The organism is Candidatus Poriferisodalis multihospitum (assembly GCF_028283155.1).
In the GTDB taxonomy this organism is placed as follows: domain Bacteria; phylum Actinomycetota; class Acidimicrobiia; order Acidimicrobiales; family Poriferisodalaceae; genus Poriferisodalis; species Poriferisodalis multihospitum.
The window spans coordinates 1-14,457 of sequence record NZ_JAPYOK010000025.1 but is presented as its reverse complement, the minus strand read 5'-3'; the positions used below and the strand labels follow the sequence as shown (position 1 = coordinate 14,457).

At 69.1% G+C, this 14,457-nt stretch carries 12 protein-coding genes; 3 read left to right on the top strand and 9 right to left on the bottom strand.

The window, feature by feature from the left end; all coding sequences use genetic code 11:
• Positions 1-5: 5 nt before the first annotated feature.
• The 3 genes from VI480_RS01035 to VI480_RS01025 all read right to left on the bottom strand — a co-directional run bounded on the left by VI480_RS01035 (position 6) and on the right by VI480_RS01025 (position 4,242).
• A complete protein-coding gene (locus VI480_RS01035) occupies positions 6-902 on the bottom strand; it encodes a class I SAM-dependent methyltransferase (protein ID WP_323670954.1) in 897 nt (298 codons plus the stop codon).
• A gap of 107 nt (positions 903-1,009) precedes the next feature.
• Positions 1,010-1,717 (bottom strand): ribonuclease HII, encoded by a 708-nt coding sequence (locus tag VI480_RS01030; RefSeq protein WP_323670953.1) that lies wholly within the window; start codon positions 1,715-1,717, stop codon positions 1,010-1,012.
• Between the two features lie 44 nt (positions 1,718-1,761).
• Positions 1,762-4,242 (bottom strand): hypothetical protein, encoded by a 2,481-nt coding sequence (locus VI480_RS01025; RefSeq protein ID WP_323670952.1) that lies wholly within the window; start codon positions 4,240-4,242, stop codon positions 1,762-1,764.
• A 127-nt stretch (positions 4,243-4,369) separates the two neighbouring features.
• On the opposite strand from VI480_RS01025, the gene VI480_RS01020 reads away from it, so the two are divergent.
• Both VI480_RS01020 and VI480_RS01015 read left to right on the top strand, forming a co-directional pair.
• The gene (locus tag VI480_RS01020) at positions 4,370-5,038 is read left to right on the top strand and encodes a hypothetical protein (protein ID WP_323670951.1); all 669 of its coding nucleotides are present in this window, start codon (positions 4,370-4,372) and stop codon (positions 5,036-5,038) included.
• Positions 5,028-5,771 carry a PIG-L deacetylase family protein gene (locus VI480_RS01015; RefSeq protein WP_323670950.1) on the top strand — a complete coding sequence of 248 codons (744 nt, stop codon included), beginning with the start codon at positions 5,028-5,030 and terminating at the stop codon, positions 5,769-5,771. Before VI480_RS01020 ends, VI480_RS01015 begins: the two co-directional genes overlap by 11 nt.
• Before the next feature lie 6 nt (positions 5,772-5,777).
• Here the strand turns inward: VI480_RS01015 and VI480_RS01010 are convergent, their stop codons facing one another.
• Positions 5,778-7,334: a site-specific DNA-methyltransferase gene (locus VI480_RS01010; RefSeq protein ID WP_323670949.1), complete on the bottom strand. Its 1,557-nt coding sequence runs from the start codon at positions 7,332-7,334 to the stop codon at positions 5,778-5,780.
• A 51-nt stretch (positions 7,335-7,385) separates the two neighbouring features.
• Positions 7,386-8,117 carry an alanyl-tRNA editing protein gene (locus VI480_RS01005; RefSeq protein ID WP_323670948.1) on the bottom strand — a complete coding sequence of 244 codons (732 nt, stop codon included), beginning with the start codon at positions 8,115-8,117 and terminating at the stop codon, positions 7,386-7,388.
• Positions 8,118-8,152: 35 nt separating this feature from the next.
• Here VI480_RS01005 and VI480_RS01000 point away from each other — a divergent pair, with 35 nt between their 5' ends.
• The gene (locus VI480_RS01000) at positions 8,153-8,959 is read left to right on the top strand and encodes an endonuclease/exonuclease/phosphatase family protein (protein ID WP_323670947.1); all 807 of its coding nucleotides are present in this window, start codon (positions 8,153-8,155) and stop codon (positions 8,957-8,959) included.
• A 9-nt stretch (positions 8,960-8,968) separates the two neighbouring features.
• Here VI480_RS01000 and VI480_RS00995 read toward each other — a convergent pair whose 3' ends face one another.
• The 4 genes from VI480_RS00995 to VI480_RS00980 all read right to left on the bottom strand — a co-directional run.
• Positions 8,969-9,985 (bottom strand): helix-turn-helix transcriptional regulator, encoded by a 1,017-nt coding sequence (locus VI480_RS00995; protein ID WP_323670946.1) that lies wholly within the window; start codon positions 9,983-9,985, stop codon positions 8,969-8,971.
• Complete coding sequence (locus VI480_RS00990; protein ID WP_323670945.1) at positions 9,982-10,974, bottom strand: WYL domain-containing protein; 993 nt, start codon at positions 10,972-10,974, stop codon at positions 9,982-9,984. The genes VI480_RS00995 and VI480_RS00990 overlap by 4 nt, the downstream gene beginning before the upstream one ends.
• A 78-nt stretch (positions 10,975-11,052) precedes the next feature.
• Positions 11,053-13,431 carry a xanthine dehydrogenase family protein molybdopterin-binding subunit gene (locus tag VI480_RS00985; RefSeq protein ID WP_323670944.1) on the bottom strand — a complete coding sequence of 793 codons (2,379 nt, stop codon included), beginning with the start codon at positions 13,429-13,431 and terminating at the stop codon, positions 11,053-11,055.
• Positions 13,428-14,457, bottom strand: a 1,030-nt coding sequence (locus tag VI480_RS00980; RefSeq protein WP_323670943.1) for a 2Fe-2S iron-sulfur cluster-binding protein, incomplete at its 5' end; no start/stop codon positions are given. The genes VI480_RS00980 and VI480_RS00985, both read right to left, overlap by 4 nt.

Genomic DNA, 14,457 nt, shown 5'->3' with positions numbered 1-14,457 from the left:
CCGGATCAGTTGCGCGCCGTGACGATCCACGCAGCGGCAGGGAAGATCACGCCCTTCGGCGTCTCGAAAGGCGCGAGCGCTGCAATGACGGCGTTCTTTGCCTGAGCGTGCACTTCGGGCGGGTGCCCGGCCAGCGCCCGCCGGGCGATGCCCAGGTCCATGGCAAATTGCGCAGTGTCGGCAAGCGTGCTGCCCACGCCGTACAGCACCTCGGTCTCGAACGACTCCAAGCCAGCCTCCGACCACCCCGCTGCATCGAGCATGTCGCTCACGAAGTCGGGATCGGCAAATGCGAACGGATCCACTGCCGGCCCCCCGCCGTCGGGCATCTCCACGATCTCCAGCACCGCCTTGTTGACAGTGACCAGCCACGGGTTCTGGCGCGGCGTCTGCCAGCAGACGAATGCAAGCTGCCCGCCCGGCCGCGTGGCGGCGCGCAGATTTGCGAACGCCGCCGCCGAATCAGCGAAGAACATCACGCCGAAGCGCGAGAAGACGAGGTCGAAGCCGCCGAAGACCCCGTTGCGGCCCGAGGCAGCAGCACCGAGCGCGGCGATGTCCGCCGTCTGGGCGTCTGCGATCTCGAATGCGATCGGCGCCGTCTCGGGACGCTCGGCGGCATGCGCTGCGCCGCGCCGGCGGGCCACGTCGATCAGCGTCTCGCTGATGTCGAGGCCCAGCACCGAACCGCCGACGCGCTCGCTCCACTGCAGCGTCGTCTGGCCGCAGCCGCAGCCCACGTCCAGCACGTTGGCCTCCGTCGGCAGGCCCTCCACGGTCTCCATCGCCGCTAGGCCGATATGGCCGAGCTGTGCGTCCAGTCGCTCCTGCTCCTGCACCCACACGTCTGCGTTGCGCCAGAACTCGCGCTGTTGGGCGTTGGGGTCGTCGTTCGCACTCATCAGGGGCCTCTCTGTGAAGCTGCCTTCTTCTAGCAGCCCAGGGCACGCGGCTTCACTCCGATGCGGCACGTGAACTGCGGCCGGCGCTCGCTCGTCGCAACGGCGCGTCAGAACAATGTCGTGTCGGGTCCGGCGAAAGCCGTCGAGTAGGTCGCCAGCGCCGTCGAGGCATCGCTGTGGGCGGCGTTCGGTACCGGCTCGGCATCGGGCAGTGCCTCGGTGAACGACCAGCTCAGGCGGTGGATGGCGCACAGTCCATGGGTGGCCAGCGCGGCACGGTGGACGGGCGCGGGATAGCCCTTGTTCGACTCGAACCCATAGGGAGGGAAGTCGCCGGCCAGCACGGTCATGATGCGGTCTCGCACGACCTTGGCCATGATCGATGCCGCCGCGATCGACAGGCAGCGCCGGTCGCCCTCCACGATCGCCCGGCTGGGACGCCAGTCCACGAAGTTGAACTTGCCGTCGAGCAGCACGCGGTCCGGCTCGGCCGGCAGCAGGTCCAGGGCCCGGCGCGTGGCCAGCCGTAGGGCATCGGTCATGCCCAACTCGTCGCACTCGGCGGCGGTTGCATGCCCTACCGACCACGCACGGGCCCAGTCGTCAATGCGCTCGAACAGCTGCTCGCGCACCTCGGGGCGGAGCGCCTTGGAGTCGCGGATGCCGTTCACGCGACCGTGCGGCGAGACCACTACCGCGCCGACCGTCAAGGGGCCGGCCCAGGCGCCGCGGCCCACCTCGTCCACGCCGACAACAGTCGTCTCGCCGGCTTCCCAGCAGCGCCGCTCGAACGTGAGGCTCGGCCGGGCCGTCATGGATGTGAACCTAGTTGCCGACCCCGTGCCGAACGGAAGACCGGCTACGGCGGGCGCGGTGCTGCGAGGAGCGTTTCGCCCTGCCAGCCCGTGGCCGTGAACGCTGCGTCCAGTCCTGGAGCCGTGACTTCGGGTGCCACGGCGCCCGGGTCGTGTGGCACCACCTCCCATAGCAGCGCCGGTCGTTCGCCGTGCCAGCGGACCGCCCATGACACTGCCCCGATGCGTGTCGGCGCGTTGTGCACTTCGACCGGTTGACCCAGCCACGTCGCTGGCCAATGCGCCGCGAGCCGCAGGCGGGCCGGTTCGCGACCTGCTTCTCCGCTGCTGGCCGAATGGTCGTCGGGAACGTCGACCAGCAACCGCAGCAGCGTTCGTGTGAACAGGCCGCCCACCATCAGGTCGTGCCCCGTCCCGTTGGTGCCCGTGCGCAGCGTTGGGTGCATGTAGGTCGGCCAGTTCAGCGTCGGCGATGCCACTGAGACCAGTGCCTCAAGCCGCTCGAAGGCGCGTCCGGGCGCCGGTCGAGCCTCGGCGAAGGCCAGCAGTGCGGTTGCCACCATGTCGTGACCGCACAGCGCGGCAGTGTCGTCCACGAAGTCCGCAGGCGCGCCGTCGGCCGGCTCGGCGCCCACGAACGGCAACGGCGGCGCCCACGGCACCGCAGCGTGGATCCACAGCCCAGTGTCGTGCGACAGCCATTCCCAGCGCTGGCTCGGCGGTGCTGGCGTGTCGTCCCACGATGCTTCCCACGGCAGTCGCCCCAACCGATCGCGGTAGAAAGACGGGGACGCGATTGCGTCGGCACCACCGTCGGCAGCATGCAGGCCAACGCGGCGGCGTCCCGGGAGGCTGGTACGTGAGCCCGCTGAGTCGGCCACGTCAACCCGCAGTGCCTCAGGTAGCGAGATTGCCTCGCGCTGCAAGGCTCTCGCCGCGCGCTCAGCACCGATCTGCAGTAGCAGCCGGTAGCCCGCCCGCAAGCCTTCGCGGACAGCCCAAGGCTCTTCCTGCAGCTCCTTCTTGCCGTGCAGCAACCACCGTGCCGCCGCTGTCACGAACTCTGAGATGGCCTCGGCAAATGCCGGATCGGGATGCAGCGACAGCAGATGCTCGGCGAGCACCAGCGAGGTGCCCGTTACCGATATGCCCATGCTGGTGGTGACGCCGGAGAAATCCTGCGCCTGGGCCTGGCGCAACAGGAGATCGCGGACCTGTTCGGGCACACCCGACTCGATGAGCGCCAGCAGCTGCACGAGGTCGTCGCCGGCGAACTGCGCATCGGTGTGCACCGCCGGGGCGAGCATCGGGCCGACGACGCCAGGGCCGTCATCGAACGGCGCCGTCGAGAGCAGCTGCGCCGAGCGTGCCGCGAGCGCAGCATCTGCCAACCGGCCAGCGGGCAGTTCGAGCCGGCAACCCGCATCGACACGCAAGCGCCAGCCATTGGCCACCCTGTCCACGCCGGGCACCGCATCGAGCACGGCGGCGCCGAGCGCTGGGTTACCGGCGTCGTCCCATTCGAAGGCCAAGCCTCGCTCGACAATGGCGGCGCGCAATGTCGCCCCGGCGACCAGCGGGAAGACCGCCGCCGCATTGGCCAGGTGCTGCGGACACGTCACCGAGACCGGAGCCCGCTCGGGCTGCGGCGTCGATGCCGGCTCGGATCGCAGCGTCGACGCAGCATCCGGAAGTGACGAGGAGTCCCCGATGCTCACCGGTACCGAACTTGGCTGCCCTGCGGTGGCCTGCTCGCCTGCTTCCACCAGCGCGGCGACGCAATCAACCCCGTGACTGCCGACTACTACGTCGCCCGGTGCGCGATCGAAGATCACGGCCGCATGGTTCGTCGTGTGACGATGACCGTCGTTGAGCGTCATCACCCGGCCGTCAACGGTGATCTCGTCTATGCCCCACGCGTTCGACCACTCCCAGATCTCGTCGTCCTCATGCTGGAACGCACCCAGGTTGTACGGCCGTGCAGCGAGCGCAACCGCCACGGGCGCAGGCGTGCCATTGGTGATCTCCACCACGAACACTTCGGGAACGGCGCTCGTGCGGTCTCCAGTCGCCTGCGGGCCTCGCTGCCGCTTGACGTGCCGTTCGGCGTCAGCAAGCTGGACGGAAGCGCCCCGGGCCGCTGCAACCCGATGCACCACATCGCCGCCGCCGACCCGCAGCACGGTCTCCACCACCGGCATCCCGTCCACCAAGCGCTGCCGCACTGCGGCCGCCCGCGACGGGCAGACCCACTCCTCGCCGGCCCGCACCCACCAATCCAGTGACCAGCCTGACAGCGCCACGAGGCCGCGAGGGTCGATGTCTGCGCGATCGAACGTCTCCGGCATCCCGATCGTCGTCCATGAACGGCCCACCGTGTTCGCCAGCACGGTGTCCGAAACCTGACGGGCACCGAGCCAGTAGCGGACCCTGCTGGGCTCCGACGCATGCGCGGCCGAGCCCGGGTCGAGCTGGCGCTCAGCCCACCACGGTCGCACCCACCCCTCAGGAGGCTCAGTCAGCACCGTCTTGTCCTAGCAAACCGGGGCCGCCGACCGAGCCGCTTCCGTCATCGGTCGCTGCAGCCCACCAGCCCCCGGCCGAGCGGCCGTCTCGCCATCACGCCCGAGCGTGCCCATACACTCGCCGCGGGTGACTGATCGCGGCGACCCCGAAGCGGTGGTGCTGATCCCCGTGAAGGACTTCGAGCTCGCCAAGGGGCGGCTCGCCCCGCAGCTTCCAGCCGGTGAGCGGGCCGGGTTGGCTCGTTCCATGGCCGCGCGGGTCGTGCAGGCCGCCGGTCGCATGCCGGCGCTCGTGGTGTGCGACAACGACGAGGTGGCCGAATGGGCTCATTCGGTGGGGGCCCATCCGCTGCGAATCGAGGTTCGGGGACTGAATGGCGCCCTCACTGCTGCCCTCGCGCAATTGTCGGCTGCGACCCCGGACGAGTCACCGCCCTGGCGGGACTCGACCGACAGCGAGGCCGCATCTGATGGCCGCTGGCCGCAGCACGTCGTGATCGCCCACGGTGATCTGCCGCGAGCCGAGACACTCGGAGGGCTGGCCGAGCCGGGCACCGTGACGATCGTGCCCGACCGGCATCTTGACGGCACCAACGTGATGGCGCTGCCGCTGGGCACCGACTTCGAGCTTCACTACGGACCCGGCTCGTTCAGTGCTCATTGCGACGAAGCGCGGCGCTGCGGACTCAACTTGCAGGTGCGGCGGGTCGCAGCACTCGAATTCGACATCGACACACCCGACGATCTTGCGGTGCATCTCGCTGAGCGACCACCGGCAGCAAGCGATGACTGCTGACACCGGCTTCTCGATTGACCTGGCGGTGCCGGCATCGGCGCTGGTCATTGCCGCACACCCCGACGATGCCGAGTTCGACTGCGGGGCGACGCTGGCCAAGTGGGGAGCCGCTGGCGCGGTCGTCCACCACTTCATCTGCACCGACGGCTCGAAGGGCACCTGGGATGCCGACTGCGACCAGGTGGCGCTGGTACGAACCCGCCAGGACGAGCAGCGTGCCGCCGCTGCCGCGCTCGGTGCAACCGGCGAGGTGCGCTTCGGCGGCCACGTCGACGGCGAACTCGACAGCGACCTCGCGACCCGTGCGCAGGTCGCGCAAGCCATCCGGGAACTGCGGCCCACCGTCGTGCTGGGCCATGACCCGTGGAAGCGCTACCGGCTCCATCCCGATCATCGCCACGCGGGACTGCTGGCCGTCGAAGGCGTGGTGGCTGCACGCGATCCGTTCTTCTTCCCTGAGCTGCGCCTGCCGCCGCACCGCCCCGACGAGCTGCTGCTGTTCGAGGCCGACGAGCCCGACCACGCGGAGAACGTCGAGGGCTGGACTGCCGCCAAAACCGAGGCGCTGCTGTGCCACCGCACCCAATTCGTGACCACGCACGACATCACCGACCCTGACGACCCCGCCCAGGTGCAGCGCTTCGCCGACTGGGTGGACGCTGTCGCAGCGGCCAGCGGCCAGCAGGCCGGACTCGCCTACGCCGAGCTGTTCAAGCGCATCGACGGCGTTTGAGCTTCGCTAAGGCTCGGTGTCGATCTCGCTGTCGTCCCAGAAGCCGGCGAGCGGGGCCGCAGCACCGTCGGCATAGCTCTCGAGCCTGGCCACGGCAGCCTCGTCGAACAGCTCGATGACATCGAAGACGGCGGACGGTCCGAGGATGTGCAGTGCCCGGTCGCCTTCGGCGCCCACACGAGGCAGATGCGGCGTCAGCAACAGCAGGCGTGCGCCCGGCTGGGCCGAGGCCAATACCGATGCTCGCCCCAGCGCCTTCCAGAGTGTCTCAGCTCGCAATAGCCCCGGCCGCACGGTCGTGAACGCCCCCGCCACATCAATCCACCACTCACGGTTCGCGCGGTCGGCCACCAAGAAGCTGAGCTTCACCCCCGACCCGCGCACCGTGGCGGGGCTTCGCACAAGCTCGAAGCCTGAACGTTCCAGCAGTTCGCTGGCAATGTCGTGGGCTTTGCGACCGGCTTCCACCGCCTGGCCGACAAAGGCGTCAGCGATCATCGCGTCAGCAATTGCCTTTGGCGCCGCGGTGCTCATCTCGAAGAGCGGTGGCTGTTCGGTGTTGCGCAGCGCTTCACGCGGGGCCGAAGTGGCGGCTGCAACTCGTGCGCGTGCCAAGTCCACGTAGTCGGGATTCAGGTCGTAGCCCACCGGCCGCCGGCCACACAGCACGCTCGCGACCAGCGTCGTGCCCGAGCCCATGAACGGGTCGAGCACCAGGTCGTCCTCGTAGGTGTACAAGTCGATCAGGCGCCGGGGCAGCTCGAGCGGGAACGGCGCCGGATGCCGCACCCGCTGCGCGCTCTCGGGCCCCATGTCCCACACGTCGATGGTGGCTTCCATGAACTCGTCGGTGGACAGGCTGCTGCGATGCGGCAGGCCCTCGTCTCGGCGCTGCGCGGCCGAACGCGCCCGGTCGAAGCGGCCCTTGCTGGCGATCACGATGCGCTCGGTGGTGTCGCGCAGGGTCGGGTTGGACGGGCTGCGGAACGACCCCCATGCGCACGACCCGCTCGAGCCCTTGCTCTTCTGCCACACGATCTCGCCGCGTAGCAGCAGGCCGAGCTCTTCGAAGATCTTCGCCACGTCGCCCGACAGGCTGCGGTACGGCTTGCGGCCCAGGTTCGCCACGTTGACGGCGATGCGACCGCCCGGCTCCAGCACCCGCACGCACTCCGCAAAGACGTCCCTCAACATCGCGAGGTAGTCGAAATAGCTGGTGGGGATGCGATCGTCGGTGCCGGCGGCGATGGCATCTTCGTACGACTTGCCCACGAAGTACGGCGGTGAGGTGACCACCAGCGCTACAGAGGCATCTGGAAGCGCAGTCATCTGCCGGGCATCACCACAAAAGCAGCCGTCGCCGATGCGATCGGCGAACTCGGCATCGAAGTCAGGCCCCCGAGCCACCCTGTCGTCATCAGACAGCGCCGGCGGAGTGAAGCGTTCATAGAACGCCGACGCATCGTGCCCCTCACGCCGGGAAGCGCCGAATCGAGACGTAGCCGTCCGGCGAGCAGACGGCGCAACCGTGCGCGTCCCGCCCAGCGGCTCCCGGGGAGTCATTTGTTCCAAGGTACCGAACAGACGCGCGCCCGCCAAGAGCGGGCCGCTTGCTTAAGCGTCGTGGAGCACCATGCGGACGCGCTTGTTGCCCTTCCCCTTCGACTCGGTCTTGGTGATCTCGAAGCGGCCCACGGCACCGGTGGACGCCACGTGCGTGCCGCCGTCTGCCTGGCGATCGAGGCCCACGATGTCCACCACCCGGATATCGGTCACCCATTCGGGGATCAGGTTGACCTTGGTGCGGATGAGCTCGGGATCGGCCAGCGCCACCGAACGCTCCAGAAAGCTCACCTCGATGGGCCGATCCGCGGCGATCTCGGCGTTGACCAGCTCGGTGACCCGTGCCGCGAAGCCCTCAGGCAGCGGGCTGAACTCGAAGTCCATGCGGGCAGCCAGCGGCTCCATATTCCCGCCGGTCACCAGCACCCCCCATTCGTTCCAGATGACGCCGCACAGGATGTGCAACGCAGTGTGCGTGCGCATGAGCCGCAGCCGCCGCTCCCAGTCGATCGTGCCGGTGACCGTCGTTCCTGCCGGCGGCGGCTCGGAGTCCACCCAGTGCCAGATGAGATCGCCCTCCTTGCGGACGTTGCGCACCTGCCAGGTGTTGCCGTTCTGATCAACGAGCGTGCCGGTGTCATGGGGCTGGCCGCCGCCGGTCGCATAGAACACGGTTCGGTCGAGCGCGACGGCATCGTCTCGCACGGCGACCACGGTCGCCTCGACGGCCTGCTCGTACGCGTCGCGCAGGTAGATCTGGTCGGTGGCTTGGTCCGTTGACATCGCCGCAGACGATACGTGGCCGTTACGGTGACGCCGTGCGCATCGTGACCTGGAACTTGTGGTGGCGCTTCGGCGACAACTGGGAGGCCCGCCACGAGGTCATCGCCGCCACCCTTGCCGAACTCGACGCCGACATCGTGTGCTGTCAGGAGATCTGGGCCGAGCAAGACGGCGCGAACCAGGCCGACCAGCTCGGCGACGCGCTGGGCATGAACGTGGCGCACCACCCGCGCTTCGGGCGACGAGGACTGTCGTTCAGCAATGCAATCCTCAGCCGCACAGCGATCATCGAATCCAGCTCGCACTCGCTGGCGGTCGGCGATCCGTCGTCGCCCGAGGGCCAGCAGTCCGGGCACCGGACCGCTGTCGTGGCCCGGATCGCCCGCGGAGACGGCGAAATGGCGGTCATCTGCACCCACCTCGAGCACCGCTTCCATCTCAGCGAGATCCGCCAGGCACAGGTGTCCACGCTGTGCGAGCTGGCGGCACCTCATCACGATCCCGAGGGTTTCCCGATCGTCATGGCAGGCGACTTCAACGCCGTCCCGAGCTCCGAGGAGATCCGGTTGCTGACCGGCGAACGCCCGCCGCCAGTGCCGGGGTTGGTCTGGAGCGATGTCTGGGCTCAGGCAGGCGACGGCCCGGGCTTCACCTGGAGCGGTCAGAACCCTTACCTGCACCAAGCCATGTGGCCGAACCGGCGCATCGACTACGTGTTCGTGTCGACGCCGCGCCCGGTCCCGCAGGGCAACATCACGAGCGTCCGGCTGATCGGTACCGAATCCGTCGACGGGGTGGTGCCATCCGACCACTACGGCCTGGTCGTGGAGCTGGTCGACTGAGCCAGATCGTCAGGTCGCGTAGAGCTCCAGGATCGACGCGGCAGCGGCACTGCCAGCTTCGGCAAGCTCGGGTGGCAGCTCCACCGCGTTGACGACGTGCGCAGCGGCGCCGAGGCGCAGCAGCATCTGGCTGAGCACGAACGGGCTGCGGATCGCGTACGTCACGATGCACCGGTCGCCGTCATCGCGTACCTCGCGCGAGGGATACGCCTCCACCTGCCACAAGTCGTCGCGGGGGATCGACAGCACCACATCGGTCGTCTCGTCGGCCTCCGCAGGCGCAACGGCGCTGAGCTCGGCTGAGCTACTTGGCGCCTCGCGGGGCTCGGCCGGGCTGCCTGGCGCCTCGCGGAGCTCGGCCGAACGGCCGTGCGGCTCGCCGGTGTCGCTGCACTCCTCGATGCGGTCGACCCGAAACGAGCGCAGATCCTGCCGCAGGTGGCACCAGCCCCGCAGGTACCAGTGGCCATCGGCCAGCGAGACGTCCAGCGGGTCCACCCGACGCTCGCTGACGGCGTCGGTATTCGGGGTGTAGTAGTGGATGCTGACGGTGGTGCCAGCGCGTACGGCTTCCCGCAGCGTCGGCAAGCTGCGCGGCAGCGGCAGATCCACCGATACCCGTACTCGCTCGCCATACGCCGCGCGCAGCTTGTCGAGTGCGGTCGCCAGCGCACCCGTCCGGTCGGCGCCGCGCAGGGCCAGTGCGGACTGACCCGCTACGAGGATCCCGAACGCCTGCGGCACCGACAAGTCGAGCGGCCGATCCAGCATCGCTCCCGGCTCGACATGCACCCACGCCTCGCCGGCTTCGCCGTCGTCGCCGAACACGACGATGCCGAGATTCTCATAGGCACTTGCCCCGGTCACCTCGTAACACATGGCGGCGAGCAGCAGGTCGTACACGGCAGCCGGACGCATCTCGAATCGCTCGGCGATGTCGCCCACGGTGGCGCCGCCTCGCTCGACCACCCACGGCACGATGGCCAGCAGGCGCTCGATCTTCGTCGATGTACTGGGCCCCCTCACCGGTCGCCGTCCCCGGCATCGCTCGCCAGTGCTCGCAACCACGAGGTGACCTCGTCGACCAGTTCCGGCGGCGATTCCACGACGGCATGGCGGCCCATGTCCAGCAGCCAGACGCGAAACGCGGCGCGGTTGCGCACCCGCACCGTCACCGTCACCGAGCCGTCGTCATGCCGCTCGACCACGCGACCTCGTTCGGCCGTGGGCTGCTGCGCCATGGTGGCGTCGATCCGTACCCGGGCCACAAAGTCGTCGCCGAAGTCGATCTCCATCGGCTCGCTCGGCAGCAGCGCCGCGACATCGACATCGGCGCGGGCGAATGCCCCTCGCTCCCCCACGTCCGCGTCGCTCTCCATGCGATCCACCCGGAACGTCTTCACCACGCCGTCTTCGCGTGCAGCCAAGTACCAGTAGCCCGCCCGGCACAGCAGACCCAGCGGCTGGGCGTCGCGCTGCCGGCCCCCATACGCGAATCGGACCTGCGCGCGCTCGGCAGACGCAGCGGCCAGCCTCGGCAGCAGCGACCCGGCGGTCTGCTGCGCGGCAGCCGTCTCCAGCGCCACGTCTGCTGACAGCGATCCGTCCCCGCCGCTCGCAGCGGTCTCGGTGCTCGTGAGCTTGGCGACGGCTTCGAGATCCCAGGTCTCGCCGATGTCCACCCGAGCTGCAGCGAAGCGCAGTGCGAGCTGCTCGTCGGGCGTCAGCTGCAGGTCTGGCAGGAAGTAGTCCTCTCGGCGGATCGTGTACGACGTGGCGCCGTCGTGCTCGATCGACTCGGTGATGCGCACGCCGAGGTTGCGAATCAGCGCCTTGTCGCGCTCGAACGAGGCACGGGCACTGTCCAGCTGGCGCTTGTCGGTGGTGCCGTCGGGCGCGTACAGCCCGGTGTCGCGCCAGATCTCCTCACGCGTCTTGGGCACATCGCGAGCGAGCAGGTACATCACCAGCTCCATCACGCGCTCGGTCGCATCCGGCCGTGATCTCGCTGCCACGCTTCGGAGTGTAGGACTGCGGTATCGGGCGGCCCGTTGGGTTATCGGCCCGACGGCGGTGCTGCCAGAAACCGGGTCTCAGCCGTTGTCGCGCGCGGACTTGAGCGCCGCCCAGACACGCTCCGGCGTCAGCGGGAAGTCGTCCATCCAGACGCCGGTTGCGTCAGCCAGCGCTGCGGCCACGGCCGGTGCATAGGGGATCACGCCCATCTCTGCCATACCGCGGGCACCGAAGGGTCCCAGCGGATCGGCCAGCTCCAACACCACGCTTTCTGTCGTTACCGGGATGTCGCCGACGCCCGGGATCAGGTAGGTGCTGAAGCGGGGGTTCAGCAGCCGACCGTCGCGGCTGCGCAGGTACTCGCTGAGCACGTGACCGTGCGCCTGTGCCACTGCGCCCTCGATCTGGCCGACCACAAAGCGTGGGTTGATAGCACGACCCACGTCGTTCGCGCTGATCACCCGGTCGATGCGGATGTGGCCGGTGTCGACATCGACGGTCAGCTCGACGTGCTGGGCGACATAGCCGTAGGTGAAGTTCGGGGTGCCCTCGCCGGTCTCGGGGTCGAGCTCGGTGGTGGGCGGGGGCGTGAAGCGGAAGTGCCCGATGGCCGGCCGGACGCCCTCGCGCCATGCCTTCTCGGCTTCCTCGGCGGCACCCAGGATCGAGTTGCCCGCCATCCACGTCAGGCGGGAGGCCGACGCCGAGCCCGAGTCGCCCGATGTGCCGGTGTCGCTGAAGCGGCCCACAACACGGGACGGGTCGACGCCGGTCGCCTCGGCAGCCATCTGCAAGAACGCGGTATGCGCGCCCTGCCCGACATCGGCGCCGGCGTGCGCCAACTCGACCGATGCGGGCATGTCATCGCCAGGCTCGCCGTGCAGCACGATCGTGGCCTCGCATCGCTCGGGGAAGCCGAAGGAGAACCCGACGTTCTTGAATGCGCAGGCGAAGCCGCTGCCGCGGCGCAGCGACGAATGCCGCGCCGGCAGCGAAACGAACGGGCTGAAGAGCGCCGGCCCATCGGGCATCGGGTCATCGAGCCCCGAGCTGCTGGCGTCGCTCTCCAAGGAGGCGCTGCCTGAGCCGGCTGGCTGCGCCGCGGCGTGGGCACATGCCTCGATCACCTCGGGCATGGTCACACCGGCCGGCATCGGCGTGTGGGCGATGCTCGGCGATCCCTCGCGCAGGGTGTTGACGCGGCGGATGTCAACCGGGTCCATGCCCAGCGCTTCTGCCAGCTTGTTCACCTGACATTCCACCGCAAAGGCCGCCTGCGGAGCGCCGAAGCCCCGGAACGCTCCCCCAGGCGTGGCGTTGGTATACACGACATGGGTGTCGATGGCGGCGTTGGGCAGCTCGTACGGCCCGCCGAGACCCAGATGCAGGTTCCCCATCACCTTGTTGGAGGTGTAGTTGTAAGAGCCCGCATCCAACCAGGCTTCGGCCTGTGCTGCGGTGATCCTGCCGTCGCGGTCGGCGCCCCAGCGGGCCCAGATGCGTCCGCGGTGACGCTTGTGGTGGCCCACGATCGACTCCTCACGCGACCACTGCATGGCGACGGTGCGGTCGATGCCCCGTTCGGCCAGTCGCTGGGCAGCCAGCGCCAGGACGATCTGCATCGACGTGTCCTCGCGTCCGCCGAATGCGCCGCCGATGGCCGGATAGCGAACCCGGATGCGATCCTCCGGCAGGTCGAGGGCGTGGGCGATCTGCTCGCGGTCCTCGTGCACCCACTGGCCGGCGATCTCGACGTTGATGATGCCCTCGGCATCCACCCACGACGTGCCCGCTTCGGGCTGCAGGTAGGCGTGCTCCTGGTAAGGCACTTCGTAGGTGGCCTCGACCGTGACGGCGGCGGCGGCCCAGCCGGCATCGAGGTCGCCCTTGCGGGTCCGCATCGACTCGTACAGGTTCGAGCCGATGTCTTCGTAGGGATGCACGAGTGGAGCGTCGGGCGCCAGCGCCGAGTCCAGATCGGCGACGACTGGCAACGGCTCCCACTCGACTTCGATGGCAGCAGCGGCGGCACGCGCCTCGTCGAGGCTCTCGGCGACGATCAGCGCCAGATGGTCGGCCTCCCAGCGCGACACGTCGCACGGCACCGAACTGCGGCCGGTGTGCCCGAGACCGATGAACACCGGCTGGTCGAACTTGGTCAGCCCATACTCGTTGCAGGGCACGTCGGCTGAACCCAGCACCGCCACGACACCCGGAGCGCGCTGGGCCGGGGCGAGATCGAGGCGTCGCAGCCGGGCATGGGGCTGATCGGTGAACACCGCGAAGGCCCACAGCGCATCGGTGGGAATGCGATCCGCTGGGTAGCCGGCCAGTCCGGCGACCTTGGCAGGACCGTCGGCACGCGGCGGCGACTGGCCGGTACCGCCCGCCGTCGCCGCGGGCATCTCCAACTCGACAGCCGCACCGGTCTCGCCTGGAGCGGCGCCCTCCCTCACGACGGGTCCCCGGCCACGGTGTGCACCGCTGCTGCGTCACTCGAAGCGATATGCACCGCTTCGATGATCGAGCAGTAGCCGGTGCAGCGGCACAGGTTGCCCGACAGGCCCACGGTGATCTGTTCGGGCGTGGGCTCGGGAATCTCGTCGAGCAGCGCGACGGCGCTCATCACGAAGCCCGGCGTGCAGAACCCGCACTGAGCGCCGCCAGTGTCCACCATGGCCTGCTGGAAGGGATGCAGCTCGCCTGCCGGTGAAGCCACGCCTTCGACGGTGGTGATGCTCGCTCCGTCAGCTCGGCCCGCAGGCACCAGGCACGAGAACACGGCAGCGCCGTCGAGATGCACCGTGCACGCGCCGCACTCTCCTTCGGCGCAGCCCTCCTTGGTGCCGGTGAGCCCGAGATCGTCGCGCAACCAGTCCATCAGCGACTTGCCCGCAGCCCCCGCTGTGCTCCGCTGCACGCCGTTCACCGTCGCCGTGACGGTGTCGTGCGGCTCGGTCAACACAGTCGACGCCGGCCCGGCTTCAACAGCGCTCGCCGTCAACGCCAGACGCGGCGCTTGGCGGGGCCAGCGGTCGGCTTCGGTGTTGCTGGCCAGCGCCGTGATCGCTCGGTCCACCACGACGCCGACGGTGTGCGAGCGGTACTCGCCGCTGCCGCGGATGTCGTCGATGGGGGTTGCGGCCCGGCGGGCAGCAACCGTGATGTCGGCGTTGGCTTCGGCCAGCTCCCGTCCAGCAGCCAGCTCGGTCGCTTCGGGCACGGTGATGATCGTGGGCGCGACGCTGCCAAGGGCAACCACGAGGTCAGCCACCCGGCCGCCGTCGAGCTCCACGACCACGGCGGCATGCACCACCGAGATTGCCTGCGCCCTCCGCAGGCCCAGCTTCACGAACACACCGCGACGGTCATGTGAGCGGTCAGCACCGTCGAGGGCATCGAACTCAACTGCCGTGACGATCTCGTCAGGCTCAAGCACGGTCTGACGGAAGCCGGCAAAGAACTCGCTGATCGGAACCGTG

Excerpts from the sequence above, each read along its gene's own strand:
- VI480_RS01005 (WP_323670948.1), bottom strand. The coding sequence starts at position 8,117 with ATGTCAACGGACCAAGCCACCGACCAGATCTACCTGCGCGACGCGTAC.
- VI480_RS01015 (WP_323670950.1), top strand. The coding sequence starts at position 5,028 with ATGACTGCTGACACCGGCTTCTCGATTGACCTGGCGGTGCCGGCATCG.
- VI480_RS01035 (WP_323670954.1), bottom strand. The coding sequence starts at position 902 with ATGAGTGCGAACGACGACCCCAACGCCCAACAGCGCGAGTTCTGGCGC.
- VI480_RS01030 (WP_323670953.1), bottom strand. The coding sequence starts at position 1,717 with ATGACGGCCCGGCCGAGCCTCACGTTCGAGCGGCGCTGCTGGGAAGCC.
- VI480_RS01010 (WP_323670949.1), bottom strand. The coding sequence starts at position 7,334 with ATGACTCCCCGGGAGCCGCTGGGCGGGACGCGCACGGTTGCGCCGTCT.